The following is a 15,259-nucleotide window of genomic DNA, read 5'->3' on the forward strand; positions in this document are numbered from 1 at the left end:
CAAAGTTCAAAGATTTCTCGGCTACGTTGCACTTCGCTCGAAATGACGGGCGACCGAGACAATGCTTATTATCCTAAAAAATAAGTAATTGCTAAAAACTAAGCCTTTACTTCAGTATGTTGTTCAGCAGCGATACCTTCTTGAGTAACTTTGCCAGCGTTTAAAATTTCAGTTTGCTTACGGATAGATTCACCGTGTACCAATTCTAAGAATTTCTCAGTAAAATGCTCATCTAATTTCAAAGCTTTAGCAAATGCAGTTCCTTTTTTAAGGATTTCATCCCAACGGTTAACTTGTAATACAGTTACTTGGTTGTCACGTTTGTATTCACCAATTTTCTCTACGATAGACATGCGCTCACCTAATTTTTGCAATAACAAATCATCGATTTTATCAATTGATTTACGTAAATCAGCTAATTTATCTACAAAAGCTTCGTTAGTTGATTCTGGTTCACGTACTGTTAAACGATCCATTAATTCGCTTACTGCAGCTGGAGTTAACTGTTGTTTAGCATCTGTCCAAGCTACTGATGGGTCTAAGTGCGACTCGATCATTAAGCCTTGCATATCTAAATCTAACGCTTTTTGAGAAATGTAAGGGATTAACTCACGGTTACCGCAAATGTGACTCGGATCGTTGATGATTGGCAAATCTGGGCAAAGTGTTTTCAATTGAATAGCAAGTTCCCACATTGGTTCGTTACGGAAAGATGATTTTTCGAATGAAGAGAAACCACGGTGAATAGCACCAATTTTAGTGATACCAGCTTTGTTGATGCGCTCAATAGCTCCAATCCACAATTGTAAATCAGGGTTTACTGGGTTTTTGATCAATACTGGAATATCGTGTCCTTGCAAAGCATCAGCAATTTCTTGCACCGTAAAAGGGTTTACTGTAGAACGAGCACCAATCCAAAGGATATCTACGCCAGCAGCCAAAGCTTCTTCAACGTGTTTAGCATTCGCCACCTCTACCGCTGTAGGTAAACCAGTTTCTGCTTTAGCACGTTTTAACCATTCTAAGCCAATGCTGCCAATACCTTCAAACTCTCCTGGACGAGTACGTGGTTTCCAGATACCAGCTCTTAACACACTCACTTTACCAGTTGCAGCTAATAAATGCGCTGTAGTTAATAATTGATCTTCAGTTTCTGCACTACAAGGTCCAGAGATTAATAAAGGTTGGTTGTTTGCCGTTAGCCAGTTTTCTAAAGGCTCGATGTTTAAATTTAGTTTCATTTTTTAGGATATTTATTTTGTAATGTTTAATCGGTTATTTGTTTTAATCGGTTAATCGTCAGTTAAACAGTTTTACAGTTTCAACGATTAACCGGTTTGTTTTACTGATACCTAGCTCCTGATACCTGACCACTGCTATACTTTATCATTCTTAATGTACTCGCCCATGATATTGAAATTCACCGTGAACTTTAGTACTTTTCTAATGGCGGTATCATAGTTTTCTATACTTTTCCATTCGATATCTACATAAAAGTAGTATTCGTTTCTGCGTCCAAGGACCGGCATAGATTGTATTTTTGTTAAGTTTACGTTCAGTTCTGCAAAAATTTGAAGTACTTGAGCCAAAGCCCCAACGTGGTGGCCAACTTGAAAGCAGATAGATGCTTTGTTGATTCCTTTTTCTACTTCTGCTTTATCTTTTCTCAATATTAAGAAACGAGTGAAATTCTTTTTGTTAGATTCAATTCTTCTTTCGATGATGTCTAGGCCGTACGTTTCTGCAGCTAAAGCATTGGCAATGGCTACGGTATCTTTTAGTTGACCATCTTTGATTTTCTTAGCACAAGCAGCGGTATCATTACCTTCAACCACCTGAATTTGAGGGAATTCTTCGAAGAAATCCACGCATTGTCTGATAGCGATAGGGTGGGAAGTAGCTACTTTAATATCTTCGAATTTTACTCCAGGTAAAGCTAACAAGTGCAACTGTATAGGTAGGTAAACCTCGCCCACTACTGCAAAATTATACTCACGAATTAGTGTGTAGTTAGGTAATAAGCTACCAGCAATAGAATTTTCAATGGCCATTACCACATAATCAGCTTTGTTTTCATCTAAAACGTCGCAAGTCTGTTTAAAAGAGTTGCATTCAACAGTTTCGATGTCTCTACCGAAAAACTTAAAAGCTGCTTCTTCGTGGAATGATGCTTTGATACCTTGTATGGCTACCCTCGTTTTTGTCTTCATAATTGTGCTAAACAAAAAAAGGTCCTGACTTTTTAGCCAGGACCTTTTTTACATTTTAAATATCTTATATATTTTTCTGCATATTAGTCCTGGCTCTCACTGTAGTAGTAAAAGTAACCAAACCAATATGTAGTGTTAAAATTCATTTTTTGTCTTCTGGTGTCAAATGTACACCAACAAATTTAATTTGTCAATACCTAAATGAAAATAAATTTGTTAGAATTTAATTTTGTTGTTTTTGAACCGAATAACGAAACGGTATTATGGATTATCATACAGCCTTTCATCGATGTCCATTTGCTGATGTAAAATTCTGATAATTTCAACAACATTATCTTTATTATTGATTTTATAGAAAATGAAATGTGACTCTACGGAACTTTTAAAATATCCTTTTCTAATATGATCGTAGTCTTTTCCAAGTTCTGGATTTTCCGAAACATATCTATTTCGTTCATTAGTAAAGCGAAATACTTATCTGCTTGTTTTATAGACCAAGTTTCGAAAGTATAAAGCCAAATATCTTCAAGATCACTAGCTGCCTGTTCGCTAATTCTGTATCTCATTATTTATCGGCATATTTCTGATGAAGGTTTTTTAAGAACGCCTGCCTATTAAAGTCTTTTGCAAAACCAGATTTTTCTCCTTTTTTTAATTCCTTGATTAATTCATCCTTCTTAGTTTCTTCATACTCAAATAACCTTAACGCGGCTCTAACAACCTCACTTGCAGAAGAAAATTTTCCTGTTTTAACTTGCTGATTTATAAAATTGTCAAAATAATCGCCCAATAATATTGAAGTATTCTTTGCCATAGCTTTTATATTTTCTTAAATATACCAATAATTGGTATTAGTGAAAAGATTTTTTTTGAAATGGTAGTCGTTTACTAAACTCTTAATATTAATGTTGGATGTCCCCACACGACATCTTCCTATTATTTAGTTATTAGCTAAAACTCTTGATACTATTTCCAATCGTGTGACTTTCCTTCTCGGTTTCCAGTAATTCTTGCTGCATAGCTTTTGCAACTTGAGTGCTGCCATCGTGGCTCCAGCCTGGTGGATTAAAAATGTATTTTAGTTTAGCTGAAAAAGTGGGTGCTTTTTTTACATCCTTACTTAAAGCTAAAAACTCATGGAAAATGATGTTAAAGGCACCAGTATTTTCAGGTGGCGTAGTTAAGCCATATTTTATTTCGTCTTCTGGTAATTCTTCTTGAAAAGTACCGAACATTCTATCCCAAAGAATAAGCACCATGCCCATATTTTTATCTAAATAGCGAATGTTACAGGCGTGGTGAACCCTGTGGTGAGAAGGTGTAACGAAAATATATTCGAAAATTGGGTGAAGTTTGCCCACGGTTCTGGTGTGTACCAAGTTGCCATATATCTGTGTAACGAGATAGGCGAACAGGATATCCATAGCGTGGAAGCCCATAAAAGCCAAGGGCAGATAGAAAAATACACGATAGAGCGGTTCGAAAACCGTAGAACGAAATCCAGTGGTTAAATTAAAATGTTCGGACGAATGATGGGTGACGTGCATAGCCCAAAATAGGCGTACGTAGTGCCCCACGGTGTGTAAAAACCAATAAAGGAAATCTTGGGTAAGTACCAAAACAATCCAATACATCCATACATTGTGTATCTCAAAAAGCCTGAATTCATAGAAATAATCCAACAAATAGAAAGTGGCAAACTTCATTGTTAAGTTTACCAAAATGGCACAAATCATTAAATAGATGTTGGTCCAGGTATCTTTTTTGGTGTATAGTTTTTTATCGTGTGAGTAGCTGAAATACATTTCAACTATTGTCAGTACGATCACAAAACTAAAAAGTGTGCCTACAGAAATATCACTTCCGGTAAACGTCATTATTTATAAGCTATTGTAATAAATTAAACTGTTAAAAATATCTTCTTTAGTTACTTTGCAATTGAAAACACATTTGCCAATTTGGTCTAGTAAGGAGAACATGATAAAACCATCTTCATTTTTCTTGTCGCTTTGCATTAATACCAACAAATCTTCGAAACTTGCTGGTTTAATATGGTACTTTGGATATAGCGAAAGCATGTAACTTGATATTTCTGTTAATTCCTCCTGAGAAAGATTACAGTATTTTGCCGATAAATGTGCTTCGCAAATCATACCGATAGCAATTGCTTCGCCGTGAGTTAAAGGCTTTTTATCATTAACTAAAGCATAACCTTCCACAGCATGGCCAATGGTGTGTCCGTAGTTTAAAATCTTGCGTAAACCTCTTTCAAAAGGGTCTGTTAATACCACTTCGTTCTTAATCTTCACAGAGTGATAGATGGCTTCTGGAGCGATGTTGGTATAATCGCTATCTTTTAGTTGCTGGTAGTATGTTGCATCGGCAATTAGACCGTGTTTAATCATTTCGGCAAAGCCCGATAGTAATTCACGTTGTGGAAGTGTTTTTAGGAAAGTAGTCTCGATAAAAACTGCCTGAGGTAAACTAAAAGTACCCACCATGTTCTTCACATTGTCGATATCGATACCTGTTTTACCACCTACGGAAGCATCAACTTGTGAAAGTAGGGTAGTAGGGATATTGATGAAATCGATGCCGCGTTTGTAGGTAGACGCTACGAAACCACCCATATCGGTAATTACGCCGCCGCCAAGGTTAATCATCAAACATTTACGGTCGGCTTCAAAATCTAACAAGGTTTTCCAAATGCCGATACAAAAATCGATGTTCTTGTTTTCTTCTCCGGGATCGGTTTCTATGATGTCGAAATTATCCAGATCGGGCAGGAACTCTTGAAAAACAGGCATGCAAACTTCTGCTGTTGTAGCATCTGCAAAAACAAAAACTTTACTGTATTTTTTTGCAGCAAGAATATCATTTAATGGCGCTAATCCACTTTCAAAATGGATAAAATGGTCGTTGTTTAGTAAAGCTTCCATTAAATTACTTCTATAGTTTGACTTAGAAATTCAACCTTATCGCCCAAACGTACTTTTAATCGCTTGCGGTCTTCGGTGATGCCGTTTACTTTCACAAGCCCTTCTTCAACTATAGATTGTGCTTCTCCGCCACTTTGTACCAAAGCCGTAGCTTTTAACAAGGCGATTAATGGGATAAATTCCCCTTCGAGTTTAAATTGTATCATGACGGTGCAAATTTACGATTATTTGAAAGTCTTTCGCTTTAACCTGCTTAGTTATTTATATTTTTGCAGCGTTCTGACTAAATACTTATAAAAATGGATGCTTTTCCAAAGCAAAAAATAGACTTTAATAATACTGAGGTTGCATTTGGGCATAAATCTAATGCCGAACTAAAACAAGCATATTGGCTTTTTAAAATGATTGGAAGCAACTTTCTGACCAAAGTAGGTCCGCCAGTAGCTAATTTTATGCTAAATATAGGTTTGCCGATACAAGGTGCAATCAAAGCAACCATCTTTAAACAATTTTGTGGTGGCGAAACCATTGCAGAATGTGAACATACCATAGAGCAGCTGCATCAAGGTAAAGTAGGAACTATCTTGGATTATTCTGTAGAAGGTGAGGACGAAGAGCACGTTTTTGATTTTACCTGCGAGGAAATCATTAGAACTATTGAACGTGCAGATGGCGATCCAAGAATTCCAATCACCGTGTTTAAGGTAACGGGTATTGGTAGATTTGCCTTGCTGGAAAAGTTAGATGCCAAACAAGAGCTGACTCCAACAGAAGCAGCAGAGTTTGAACGAGTAAAACAGCGCTGCGAAAAAATTTGCAGTACTGCGTTCGAAAGAGGCGTACCGGTAATGATAGATGCTGAAGAGACTTGGATCCAAGATACTATTGATCTATTGTCAATTGAAATGATGATGAAGTTCAATAAAGAACAATTGATCGTTTTCAATACGTACCAAATTTACCGTCATGATAAGTTAACTGGATTAGAAGCAGATTATTTGATTGCCAAAGAAGCTGGTTTTATTTTGGGAGCTAAATTGGTGCGTGGCGCCTATATGGAGAAGGAACGTAAACGTGCCGAAGAAAAGGGTTATCTATCGCCAATACAACCTGATAAAGCTGCTACTGATAGAGATTACAATGATGCCTTACGTTTCTGCGTAAATCACATCGATAGCATTGGTTTTGTTTGTGGTACGCACAATGAAGAAAGCAGTTGCTTATTAACAGAGTTGATTGATGAAAAGGGGATAGTGCACAACCATCCTCATGTTTATTTTGCACAGTTATTAGGTATGAGCGATAATTTGAGCTTCAACCTGTCGAAGGCCGGTTATAATGTGGCCAAATATGTTCCCTATGGTCCTATCAAAGCTGTAATGCCTTATTTATTTAGAAGAGCGCAAGAAAACACCTCTGTAGCTGGGCAAACTGGTAGAGAGCTTTCTTTAATTAGTAGAGAAAAGGCTAGGAGAGGGATTTAATTTAGATAAAAGGAACAAGGAATAAAGATAAAGGATTTTAAATCCAGTCTTTATCCTTTGCTCTTTGTTCCTTACTCCCTATTGCTCGTACAATAAAAACTTTTCCTCTACATTTAATCCAAATCGATCTTGCGCTTTAACTAATACCACGGTCTTTTTTGGAGATGCTGATGTGGTTGGTCTTGTTAATTCCCAAATGTGCGAAGAATATCGTTTGCGAAGAGGATTGGCTGTATTGCCTTGAGTAGGGTATACTTTAGATTGGTTAAGTTCTACAATTTTTAGCACTGTTGGGTCGATCTCCCTTTTATGGTTCATTTTCACCCACTTTCCATCATCGATTTTGATAGAAACAGTCGTACTATCTCCTCCTCCAAAAACATTGATAACCATTCGGTTGCTATCTGTGGTGAGTGTCATTTGTTTAGTGGCATCTAAGCCAACTCCTTTGTAGCGAAAGTTATATTTGTCATCATCAAAATTTATCACAAAATAGCCTCTCGGTGTACCACATTGCATTAAGGCGCTCGGTACGCCATCTGTATTTTTCTCACCTCGCCACCAATTTCCACAAGTTGCGCCAACTCCTAGTTCTTGAATATTTGGATAATTAAAGAAATGCCTGCTAACGGTATGTGTATGTCCAGATAGGATTAATACCTTAGCATAATCTTTAAGTAAATCTAAAATCTCTTGTTTGTTTTTTGTGGCAACCATTGGAATATGCTGACTAATCACAATCGTTTTTTCTTTTGAGACATAAGACAAATCATTTTTCAAAAACTGTAATTGTTTAGCTGTTAACCTTCCTTCATAACTCTTCTTATCTGTTGCGAAAATGTTATTTAACACGATAAAATGCGCTTTTCCGTAATTAAAGGAGTAATTATCACTTCCATTCACACGGTTGAAAGCATCATTCATAAACAATGGGTTGTCCACGTTTCGATCGTGATTGCCTACCAATGTCCAAGAAGATGAAGGGAGCTGATTCATCATGTCATGCATCATTGGCAATAACTCAACTTTATCATTAACTATATCGCCAAGCATTAAGTTGAAACGAATATCGTTTCGGTGATTTAGTTCAGAAAAAATACTTTTCGCCGCATAATTTAATTCTTCTGTATTATCTACTTGGATATCTCCAATAGCTCCAAAACTAAAGGAATTAGCTGCTTCGCTTTTGAACACCGGTACATACCATGAAATGGTGTCCTTTATAACTGCTTGATTTGGATCTAAATAAAGATAATTTGCATTAACTACTTTCGATTTGGATTTACTCCAAGTATATTCCGATGGTAGGATTGGAAAAATTGATTCACCAATATTTGCTTCAATGGTATATAAGCCATTTTTATCTGTTTTAACGATATCTTTTCCGTTTGAAATTAAGATGTTCTTTAAACCTTTTTCTTTAGCCTCATGAATGCCATTACGATTGGCATCGTAAAAAACTTGTCCCTTTACGATGATTCCTTTATCAATTGCATATCCAATTTGAGGTATCTGAATAAGTAAAAATAAAGAAGCGAGTAGGCTAATTGTGGAGATTCTATCTTTCATAACATCTAATAAAATTGGGGGCGAAGATAATAGTTTGAATTTCTACTGAGTTATAGTTTTTAAGAATATTTTGTAATTAAGGTTTAGAAATTATGCTTTAGTGTAGTGATAAAATGAAAATATTGAATTAAAAAAGATAAATTTTTATGATTAATTTAACAAAATGCAAGATTTTTATGATTTAGAAAATAGGTATCTTTGCGTAAAATGAAAAGCAATTGAACCTAAGTGATTCATACGATAAAGATTTTTTATCTAACCTTAAGAATGACAAACAGCAATTCTCCAGATTATATGATAAATATTGGGAGAGTTTGTTTGCTGTTGCTTTTCATAGATGTAGGGACCAGTCTATGGCAGAAGATTGTGTGCAGGATGTATTTCTGAGTTTGCTTAATCATAAAAATGCTAAATCTATCGAAAATCTTAGTGCTTATTTAACTAAGGCCGTGAAGTATTCGATTTTACGTGCCATCTACAAGCACAATCGTACACAATATTTAGAAGAATATCCTGATGATATCGAAATGATGGAGCTTTCCATTGAAGATGCTATGGAGGAAAAAATGCTGAAGGAACATCTTTTTAGTAAGGTAGAAGAGTTGCCAAAGCAGTGTAGAATCATATTTAAATCTTCCCGTCAGGATTATTTATCGAATGACGAGATTGCGGAGAAGATGAATATCTCTAAAAGGACTGTAGAAAACCAACTTTCTAAGGCTTTGAAAGTATTAAGAAAGTACTTGCCTATTATTTTTTATTTTTTTTACTCTTAAAGCGTGCGTATTTCTCGAGTTGCTGTACTATAAGTTAGTAACGCTAGAAATATGAAATTAACAGAACCAATAAAACAAGCTATACATAGGCTTTTTACTGCTCGGTCAAAGCGAGAAGATTTTAAAATAATTAATAATTGGTATCAATCAAATGAGGAGGAAACGCTTCTTGTTGAAGATTCTATGGAAGTTGTTAAAAACAACATCCGAAGAAAAATTGATAGTAAAACCCCAAAGAACAACCTGCGCTTATATTCAAAACGCATTATGTCTGCGGCAGCTGTAGTTGCAATCGTAGGAGTTGGCATTTCTTATTTTAAAACAGGAAAAAGCGATCATATAATTTATGATGGTCCTAAATTAAGTGTACTAGCGCCAACTATTAACAGCTTAAATTCGTCTTTAAAAATTGACGGAAAAGTTAAGTATGCTGACAATAAGTTAATTGCTGCTCGTTCGGCTAATGCAGAAATATTCAGTATCACCCTAGAAGATGGGAGTAAAGTTTGGATCAATGCCGCCTCTTCTCTCGAAAAATTGAATTTTAGTGCAACTGAAAGAAGAGTAAAGCTTATTGGTGAGGCTTTTTTCGAAGTGGCAAAAGATAGTACGAGACCATTTTTTGTCGAAACTGCTCAACAAACGATAAGAGTTCTGGGGACGAAATTCAACTTAAAATCTTATCCTAATCAAAAGGAAACATTGACGTTGGTGGAAGGAAAAGTTTCTACCAGAAGTCAAAAAGATAAAGAAGCTATATTGATTGCAGGGGAGTCAATTATCCTTGATAAGGGTGAGATAGTACCAGAAGCGTTTAAGGAAAATAATCTGCTATGGAAAGAGCAAGTTTTTGCTTTTGAAGATGAGACACTTGCTGAAATATTAGATAAAGTTTCAAAATGGTATAACGTTACCACCTCAAATGTTCCTACCTCAAATAAACATATTTCGGGAAAAATAGGTGCCAATGCAAGTATTTACGAAGTATTGAATATGCTTAGCCTGGTATCTAACGAACAAATCGTTTTAGAGAAAAACGTAGTCGTAGTAAAATAATTAATAACAATAAATAAACCATGAACAAACTGCTATCCAAACTATCAACATTCTTTCTTGTGTTGGTGTGTTTTTATTTCCCCAGTTGGGCGAATGCGAACAGCCTTCAAAAGATAGATTTAAACGCTCAAAACAAATCTTTGAAGACGATTATCGAATCGTTGGAAAAGCAATCTAACTATTACTTTATCTATGACAATGAGCTACTGAATAGTAATAAAAATTTGAGTGTTAATTTTGATAATTTGACATTTGAAGAAACCGTTAAGCTTTTATCTTCCAAAATCAATGTGAATTACAAGATTGTGGATAAAACAGTAACGCTATACTCCAAAAATAGTAGTGTACCACAACAGGAAGTAACCATTACTGGCTTTGTAAAATTGAAAAATAAGGATAATAACATTCCGTTTCCCGTGAATGGTGTATCTGTACTTGTTAAAGGAACAAATAGGGGAACCACCACTGATTTCAAAGGCCAGTTTTCCCTAAAAATTAGTGGGCCTGTTACTTTGGTGATTTCCTATCTAGGATATGAAAAAAAGGAAATGGCTGTAAATGCAGCAACTAAAATAGATCTTGTTTTACAAGAACTAGAAGGAACGTTAAACGAAGTGGTGGTTTCAGCTTATGGCATTAAGGAGTCAAAAGAAAATCAAATCGGTAGTGCTTATACAGTTACGGCAAAAGATCTTGAAAAACGTCCAGCGCTACGTATAGATGCCTTATTAGAGGGATTGGTACCAGGACTGGAATTTAATATACAAGATCAAAATAATGGTTCTGCAAGACCAAGATTTAGTACCCGTGTACGAGGTGAGTCTTCTGCTCCTTATGGCGTAATGTCTAATGAGCCTCTATGGATATTAGATGGTATTCCCGTGAATACAGGTGGTACAACCAATTCTATTGCTGGACCAGAAACAAGTATTAGTCCCTTGACTTATATCAATCCTGAAGATATTGAATCTATAACGGTGTTAAAAGATGCAAGTGCAACTGCTATTTACGGTTCTAGTGGTTCTAACGGTGTAATTCTTGTTCGAACAAAGAAAGGAAATGGAACGCCAATTGTTAAATATACCTATCGAACTACTATAGATCAAATTGCATCTTATAATACGTTTAATGTACTTAATGGCGATCAATACAGAAGAGTTGTAAATGAAATGGGCCTAGGTGATAAAATCGCAGGTTACGGTGATGTATCCACAAATTGGCTAGACACTTATTATGAGCAAGGTAAAGTCAACACCCATAATTTGTCTCTATCTGGATCGAACGAAAGTACCAATTATTATATTTCTGGGAGTTTCTACGATCAGCAACTGACAAGCCTTACTAACGAAACTAAACGCTATAGTTTGCGTTCTCAAATCAATACAGATGTAAGTAAAAGGTTATCGTTCAATTTCGTTTTTGGCGGATCTTTCAATGTTAACGATATGTGGTCTGTTGGAAGTAATTATTACACAGAATTACCAGTAGTGTCTCCCTATAATCCTGATGGCAGTTATGCATTGTACGATTATTTAGAGAATCGCCTGTTTCCTTCTTTAGCAGAGGCTTACCAAAATGAAAATGGCCAATCTACTTTACAAGCTTTTTCGCAAATACAAGCTACTTTTCGAATTCTTCCAGGTTTAGATTTTACTACTCGTTCGGGTGTCGATTTTTCTTCCATCAATGAACTGAGATACTCGTCGTTACAAAATTTAACGGGTAAACAATTTAACGGCTATTTATATAAAAACCAAGCAAGGATGTATAATTGGACCTCAAATGCTACTTTGAATTATACTAAGCAGCTGTATGATGGAACATTAAGTGCTTTATTGGGTTTTGAAGCAAACAATAGTAATAGTTCATTTATTCGTGCAAGTGCTTTTAATTTTCCGAATGATTATGTTCGAGAGTTATCAATGGCTATTGCAGAAAATACTAGAAGTTCTGGAAATACCAATGAGACCGCGTCTCTATCCAATTTTGGACGACTATCCTACCTATGGAAAGATAAATATAACGTAAGCGTAAGTTTTAGAAGAGATGGTGACTCTGATTTTGGAGAAGATGTAAAATGGGCGACTTTTTACGCTTTAGGTGCCGCTTGGACCGTTTCAAATGAAGAATTTTGGAAAAATAATGTTCCAAAAGACATTAACTTTTTGAAATTTAAACTATCCTATGGTACAGCTGGAAATGGAAGATTTAACGGAAACTATGCGAAAGGTCTTTATACTTTCAGTGAAGGAAATGGATACGGCGGCGTAGTAGGTGCTATCATGTCTCGCGGCAGAAATACTGGTTTGAAATGGGAAACCACTTATAAGTTCAATACAGGTATAGATTTCGGTTTGTTTAATCGCATCAACGTAGGTTTAGAATATTATAGAGATATTACTCACGACTTGATTAGTGATGCAACGGTGTCTTTAACAACAGGGCAAAGATCTATTTACCGAAATAGTGGAAAATTGCAGAATTCAGGTTTTGAGGCTACAATAAGTTCGACCAACATTGAAAGGGGCGGCTTTACATGGTCAACTAATTTTAACCTAGCTTTAAATAGAAATAAAGTCTTATCCTTGCCTACCGATATCGGTCAATCAAATTTGACTTCGATTATGCAGGTCGGTGGAGACTCAAGAGCATTATACTTAGTTCGTTGGGCTGGCGTTGACCCGAGTACTGGTGACCCCATGTGGTATGATGCGAATGGCAATATTACCAAAGTGTACGACCTTAATAATAGGGTGGTTATGGGGCGTGTAACTCCAAATTTTTACGGTGGTATCACCAACTCTTTCAATTATAAAGGATTTAATCTATCGTTTTTACTGCTCTACTCTCAAGGTGGATCATCACTGTCTGAATTGTTAAATACTGCGGGGCATGACGGTTTGAATATTTTAAGTACCAACCTATCGACTGACTTGTTAGATCACTGGAGATATCCTGGAGATTTATCTGTTAACCCAAGATTAACTCAGGTATCAACAAGCTCTAATAGAAATTCTACCAGATATTTGATAGATAGATCTAATATTCAATTAAAAAATATCAGCTTAGAATATAGGTTGCCTGATGATTTTGTGAAAAAAGGTTTTTTAAAACGTGCTGCAGTTTACATCATGGCTGACAATGTTGCGATGTGGACACCTTACAGAACCAGTAAAAGAAATAATCTTGGAAATGGTCAATATGAGACGATTAAGTTAAATACCTACGCAAATTCATTTAGAGGGGCACCAGGTCAAGCTTCATATTCTGCCGGCGTAAATCTTACTTTTTAATAATTATAGAAATGAACAAAATATTATATAAAAAATTGATACGCACCGTACTTATTTTTAATTTATTAATCATAAGTAGTTGTAAGTCTTTTTTAGATATCGAACCCGTAGGCTCGCTTACCGGAGAAAAGTTATTTGTAAATGTAGAAGGGTATACCTCTGCCATGGTTGGAAGTTATAACCTTTTTGCTAAATACCATCTTTCTCAGTATGGTTTGTATGGAGAACTGCGTGGAGATAACGTATTGCTTAATCAAACTTTAGGTGGTGGAGTTCTAGCAGAGTACAATTACGAAAGCGATCCTACTCTAGATCTGGGTGCCGTAAGGATAATCTGGCAAAATATTTACGAAACATTAAATAATGTAAATAATGTCATCGAATCTAGAGCTAGTCTTTTGGAGGCTTTCCCAACTTCTAAACCGAATATTGACAGAGTTTACGGCGAAGCACTAGTACTTAGGGCAATGTGTTTTTTCGATTTAGCCAATGTTTATGGTCAAACATATGCATATACACCTGATGCTAGTCATCTTGGCGTTCCTATTTTTACGCAAACGCCAGCAGCTGGAGTAGCTTCGAAAAGGGCTAGTATGAAAGACACCTACGCTAGGATAATTGCCGATCTTAAAGAAGCACAAACATTACTCGCAACTAGAACTGTTTCAAAAACTAAAATCTACGCTTCAGCGGATGCAGCTACTGCATTACTGTCAAGAGTATATTTGTATATGCAAGATTGGGATGGTGTAATTGGTCTACTGGAAAATCAAGAGCTGAAAAATAAATATCCCTTAGCTCTGTCTGCAGATTATTTGAATATGTTCATGGGCGTTGCGCAAAGAACTGACCCAACGCTTATTAGTTCGGAAGTGATTTGGCAACTTAATTTGAATGCAGCTGCATCAACCTATTTAACAGATATTCTGTCTAATGCTGAAACTTTCTATGTTTATCCGCATGCTACATACAGGACATTGTTTGAAAACACTGACATTAGGTCTAAGCAATTCGTAGCAAATCCGCGTAACCCAAGCGTGTTTTATACCATAAAGTACGGTAAAGCAGATGAAGTAGTTCGTGCTAACTGGCCTGTAAATTTCAAAATGTTCAGATCAGCAGAAATTTATCTGAACCTTGCTGAGGCTTATTATCATAAGCAACAATACGAACTGGCTGCAGACCAAGTTAAGGTTGTACGTGCAAGAGCTTATAATGTTGCACCATCAGCTATCACTTTGTCTAGTGCAGATCCGGTTGCACTTTTACAGCAAATTAAATTGGAAAGACGTAAAGAGCTAGGTTTTGAAAACCAGCGTATTTTCGATATCATGCGTTATAAAGAAAACTTGAACAGGGTTGAATGCAATTCAAATACTTGTACACTGACTTATCCTAATAATAAATTTGTGCTTCCAATCCCAGCTATGGAGATTCAGGCAAATCCAACAATTATTCAAAATCCTTAATAATATGAAGTTTATTAAATCATGGTGCTTACTATTTGTTGTATTATTAACTGCAGCATGTAATAAAGATGCATCTACTCCTTATGACAACCCTTTCTTTTACATCAATGTATCAAATAACAGTACAGTAAGAGTAGCTAGCGATAGAAATGAAACTGTAGAATATAAAGTGTTCTTTAGTGGGAAACGCCAATTTGAAACCATTACACTTGACTATGAATTTGTAGTTGGTGCAGGCCTAAAAGAAGGCGTAGATTTCGAATTTGTGAGCCCTAAACGTCAATTAGAATTTCTACCAGGAATTGTAGAGATGCCTATTGCCATCCGTTGGATCTCTCATCCTATTGATGCTGCCAAAGACAATACTTTAGCGATTAAATTGGTGAGGAATAGCAAAAACTACACTATCGGCTTGCCTGGTCCAGATGGGTTACAAACCAAACTTACGATCGTTAAATTTTAG

At 36.0% G+C, this 15,259-nt stretch carries 15 protein-coding genes; 6 read left to right on the forward strand and 9 right to left on the reverse strand.

Annotated features, from left to right (window positions below; all coding sequences use genetic code 11):
• Positions 1-98 precede the first annotated feature (98 nt).
• The 8 genes from CRO54_RS02165 to CRO54_RS02195 form a co-directional block, all read right to left on the reverse strand.
• The gene (locus CRO54_RS02165) at positions 99-1,241 is read right to left on the reverse strand and encodes a chorismate mutase (protein WP_097128177.1); all 1,143 of its coding nucleotides are present in this window, start codon (positions 1,239-1,241) and stop codon (positions 99-101) included.
• A gap of 135 nt (positions 1,242-1,376) precedes the next feature.
• Positions 1,377-2,210 carry a prephenate dehydratase gene (locus CRO54_RS02170; protein ID WP_097128180.1) on the reverse strand — a complete coding sequence of 278 codons (834 nt, stop codon included), beginning with the start codon at positions 2,208-2,210 and terminating at the stop codon, positions 1,377-1,379.
• A gap of 261 nt (positions 2,211-2,471) precedes the next feature.
• Complete coding sequence (locus CRO54_RS21680; RefSeq protein WP_205943954.1) at positions 2,472-2,612, reverse strand: type II toxin-antitoxin system RelE/ParE family toxin; 141 nt, start codon at positions 2,610-2,612, stop codon at positions 2,472-2,474.
• The gene (locus CRO54_RS21315; protein WP_205943940.1) at positions 2,582-2,776 is read right to left on the reverse strand and encodes a type II toxin-antitoxin system RelE/ParE family toxin; all 195 of its coding nucleotides are present in this window, start codon (positions 2,774-2,776) and stop codon (positions 2,582-2,584) included. The genes CRO54_RS21680 and CRO54_RS21315 overlap by 31 nt, the downstream gene beginning before the upstream one ends.
• Positions 2,776-3,024, reverse strand: coding sequence for a type II toxin-antitoxin system ParD family antitoxin (locus CRO54_RS02180; RefSeq protein WP_097128182.1), 249 nt, complete (start codon positions 3,022-3,024; stop codon positions 2,776-2,778). The genes CRO54_RS21315 and CRO54_RS02180 overlap by 1 nt, the downstream gene beginning before the upstream one ends.
• 133 nt (positions 3,025-3,157) lie before the next feature.
• Positions 3,158-4,087: a sterol desaturase family protein gene (locus CRO54_RS02185; protein WP_097128185.1), complete on the reverse strand. Its 930-nt coding sequence runs from the start codon at positions 4,085-4,087 to the stop codon at positions 3,158-3,160.
• 3 nt (positions 4,088-4,090) lie between these two features.
• Positions 4,091-5,149 carry a 3-dehydroquinate synthase gene (gene aroB, locus CRO54_RS02190; protein WP_097128187.1) on the reverse strand — a complete coding sequence of 353 codons (1,059 nt, stop codon included), beginning with the start codon at positions 5,147-5,149 and terminating at the stop codon, positions 4,091-4,093.
• Entirely contained in the window at positions 5,149-5,355 is a 207-nt protein-coding gene (locus tag CRO54_RS02195) for an RNA-binding S4 domain-containing protein (protein ID WP_097128189.1), read from the reverse strand. Before CRO54_RS02195 ends, aroB begins: the two co-directional genes overlap by 1 nt.
• A 93-nt stretch (positions 5,356-5,448) precedes the next feature.
• On the opposite strand from CRO54_RS02195, the gene CRO54_RS02200 reads away from it, so the two are divergent.
• Positions 5,449-6,633, forward strand: coding sequence for a proline dehydrogenase family protein (locus tag CRO54_RS02200; RefSeq protein WP_097128201.1), 1,185 nt, complete (start codon positions 5,449-5,451; stop codon positions 6,631-6,633).
• A 78-nt stretch (positions 6,634-6,711) separates the two neighbouring features.
• Here the strand turns inward: CRO54_RS02200 and CRO54_RS02205 are convergent, their stop codons facing one another.
• Complete coding sequence (locus CRO54_RS02205; RefSeq protein ID WP_097128204.1) at positions 6,712-8,202, reverse strand: calcineurin-like phosphoesterase C-terminal domain-containing protein; 1,491 nt, start codon at positions 8,200-8,202, stop codon at positions 6,712-6,714.
• Between the two features lie 218 nt (positions 8,203-8,420).
• On the opposite strand from CRO54_RS02205, the gene CRO54_RS02210 reads away from it, so the two are divergent.
• The 5 genes from CRO54_RS02210 (at position 8,421) to CRO54_RS02230 (ending at position 15,259) form a co-directional block, all read left to right on the forward strand.
• Positions 8,421-8,978: an RNA polymerase sigma factor gene (locus CRO54_RS02210; RefSeq protein ID WP_097128206.1), complete on the forward strand. Its 558-nt coding sequence runs from the start codon at positions 8,421-8,423 to the stop codon at positions 8,976-8,978.
• 51 nt (positions 8,979-9,029) lie between these two features.
• Positions 9,030-10,034, forward strand: a complete 1,005-nt coding sequence (locus tag CRO54_RS02215; protein ID WP_097128208.1) for a FecR family protein — start codon at positions 9,030-9,032, stop codon at positions 10,032-10,034.
• Positions 10,035-10,174: 140 nt separating this feature from the next.
• On the forward strand, positions 10,175-13,327 hold the full coding sequence (locus CRO54_RS02220; RefSeq protein ID WP_171047805.1) for a SusC/RagA family TonB-linked outer membrane protein: 3,153 nt from the start codon (positions 10,175-10,177) through the stop codon (positions 13,325-13,327).
• Between the two features lie 11 nt (positions 13,328-13,338).
• Positions 13,339-14,796, forward strand: coding sequence for a RagB/SusD family nutrient uptake outer membrane protein (locus CRO54_RS02225; protein ID WP_097128214.1), 1,458 nt, complete (start codon positions 13,339-13,341; stop codon positions 14,794-14,796).
• 4 nt (positions 14,797-14,800) lie between these two features.
• Positions 14,801-15,259, forward strand: a complete 459-nt coding sequence (locus CRO54_RS02230; protein WP_097128216.1) for a hypothetical protein — start codon at positions 14,801-14,803, stop codon at positions 15,257-15,259.

The sequence above is a fragment of the Pedobacter xixiisoli genome, assembly GCF_900215335.1.
In the GTDB taxonomy this organism is placed as follows: Bacteria; Bacteroidota; Bacteroidia; order Sphingobacteriales; family Sphingobacteriaceae; genus Pedobacter; species Pedobacter xixiisoli.

What these genes read in the sequence shown, in the direction of transcription:
- CRO54_RS02165 (WP_097128177.1), bottom strand. Translation starts at nt 1,241, where the DNA reads ATGAAACTAAATTTAAACATCGAGCCTTTAGAAAACTGGCTAACGGCA.
- CRO54_RS02170 (WP_097128180.1), bottom strand. Translation starts at nt 2,210, where the DNA reads ATGAAGACAAAAACGAGGGTAGCCATACAAGGTATCAAAGCATCATTC.
- CRO54_RS21315 (WP_205943940.1), bottom strand. Translation starts at nt 2,776, where the DNA reads ATGAGATACAGAATTAGCGAACAGGCAGCTAGTGATCTTGAAGATATT.
- CRO54_RS02180 (WP_097128182.1), bottom strand. Translation starts at nt 3,024, where the DNA reads ATGGCAAAGAATACTTCAATATTATTGGGCGATTATTTTGACAATTTT.
- CRO54_RS02185 (WP_097128185.1), bottom strand. Translation starts at nt 4,087, where the DNA reads ATGACGTTTACCGGAAGTGATATTTCTGTAGGCACACTTTTTAGTTTT.
- aroB (WP_097128187.1), bottom strand. Translation starts at nt 5,149, where the DNA reads ATGGAAGCTTTACTAAACAACGACCATTTTATCCATTTTGAAAGTGGA.
- CRO54_RS02195 (WP_097128189.1), bottom strand. Translation starts at nt 5,355, where the DNA reads ATGATACAATTTAAACTCGAAGGGGAATTTATCCCATTAATCGCCTTG.
- CRO54_RS02200 (WP_097128201.1), top strand. Translation starts at nt 5,449, where the DNA reads ATGGATGCTTTTCCAAAGCAAAAAATAGACTTTAATAATACTGAGGTT.
- CRO54_RS02205 (WP_097128204.1), bottom strand. Translation starts at nt 8,202, where the DNA reads ATGAAAGATAGAATCTCCACAATTAGCCTACTCGCTTCTTTATTTTTA.
- CRO54_RS02215 (WP_097128208.1), top strand. Translation starts at nt 9,030, where the DNA reads ATGAAATTAACAGAACCAATAAAACAAGCTATACATAGGCTTTTTACT.
- CRO54_RS02225 (WP_097128214.1), top strand. Translation starts at nt 13,339, where the DNA reads ATGAACAAAATATTATATAAAAAATTGATACGCACCGTACTTATTTTT.
- CRO54_RS02230 (WP_097128216.1), top strand. Translation starts at nt 14,801, where the DNA reads ATGAAGTTTATTAAATCATGGTGCTTACTATTTGTTGTATTATTAACT.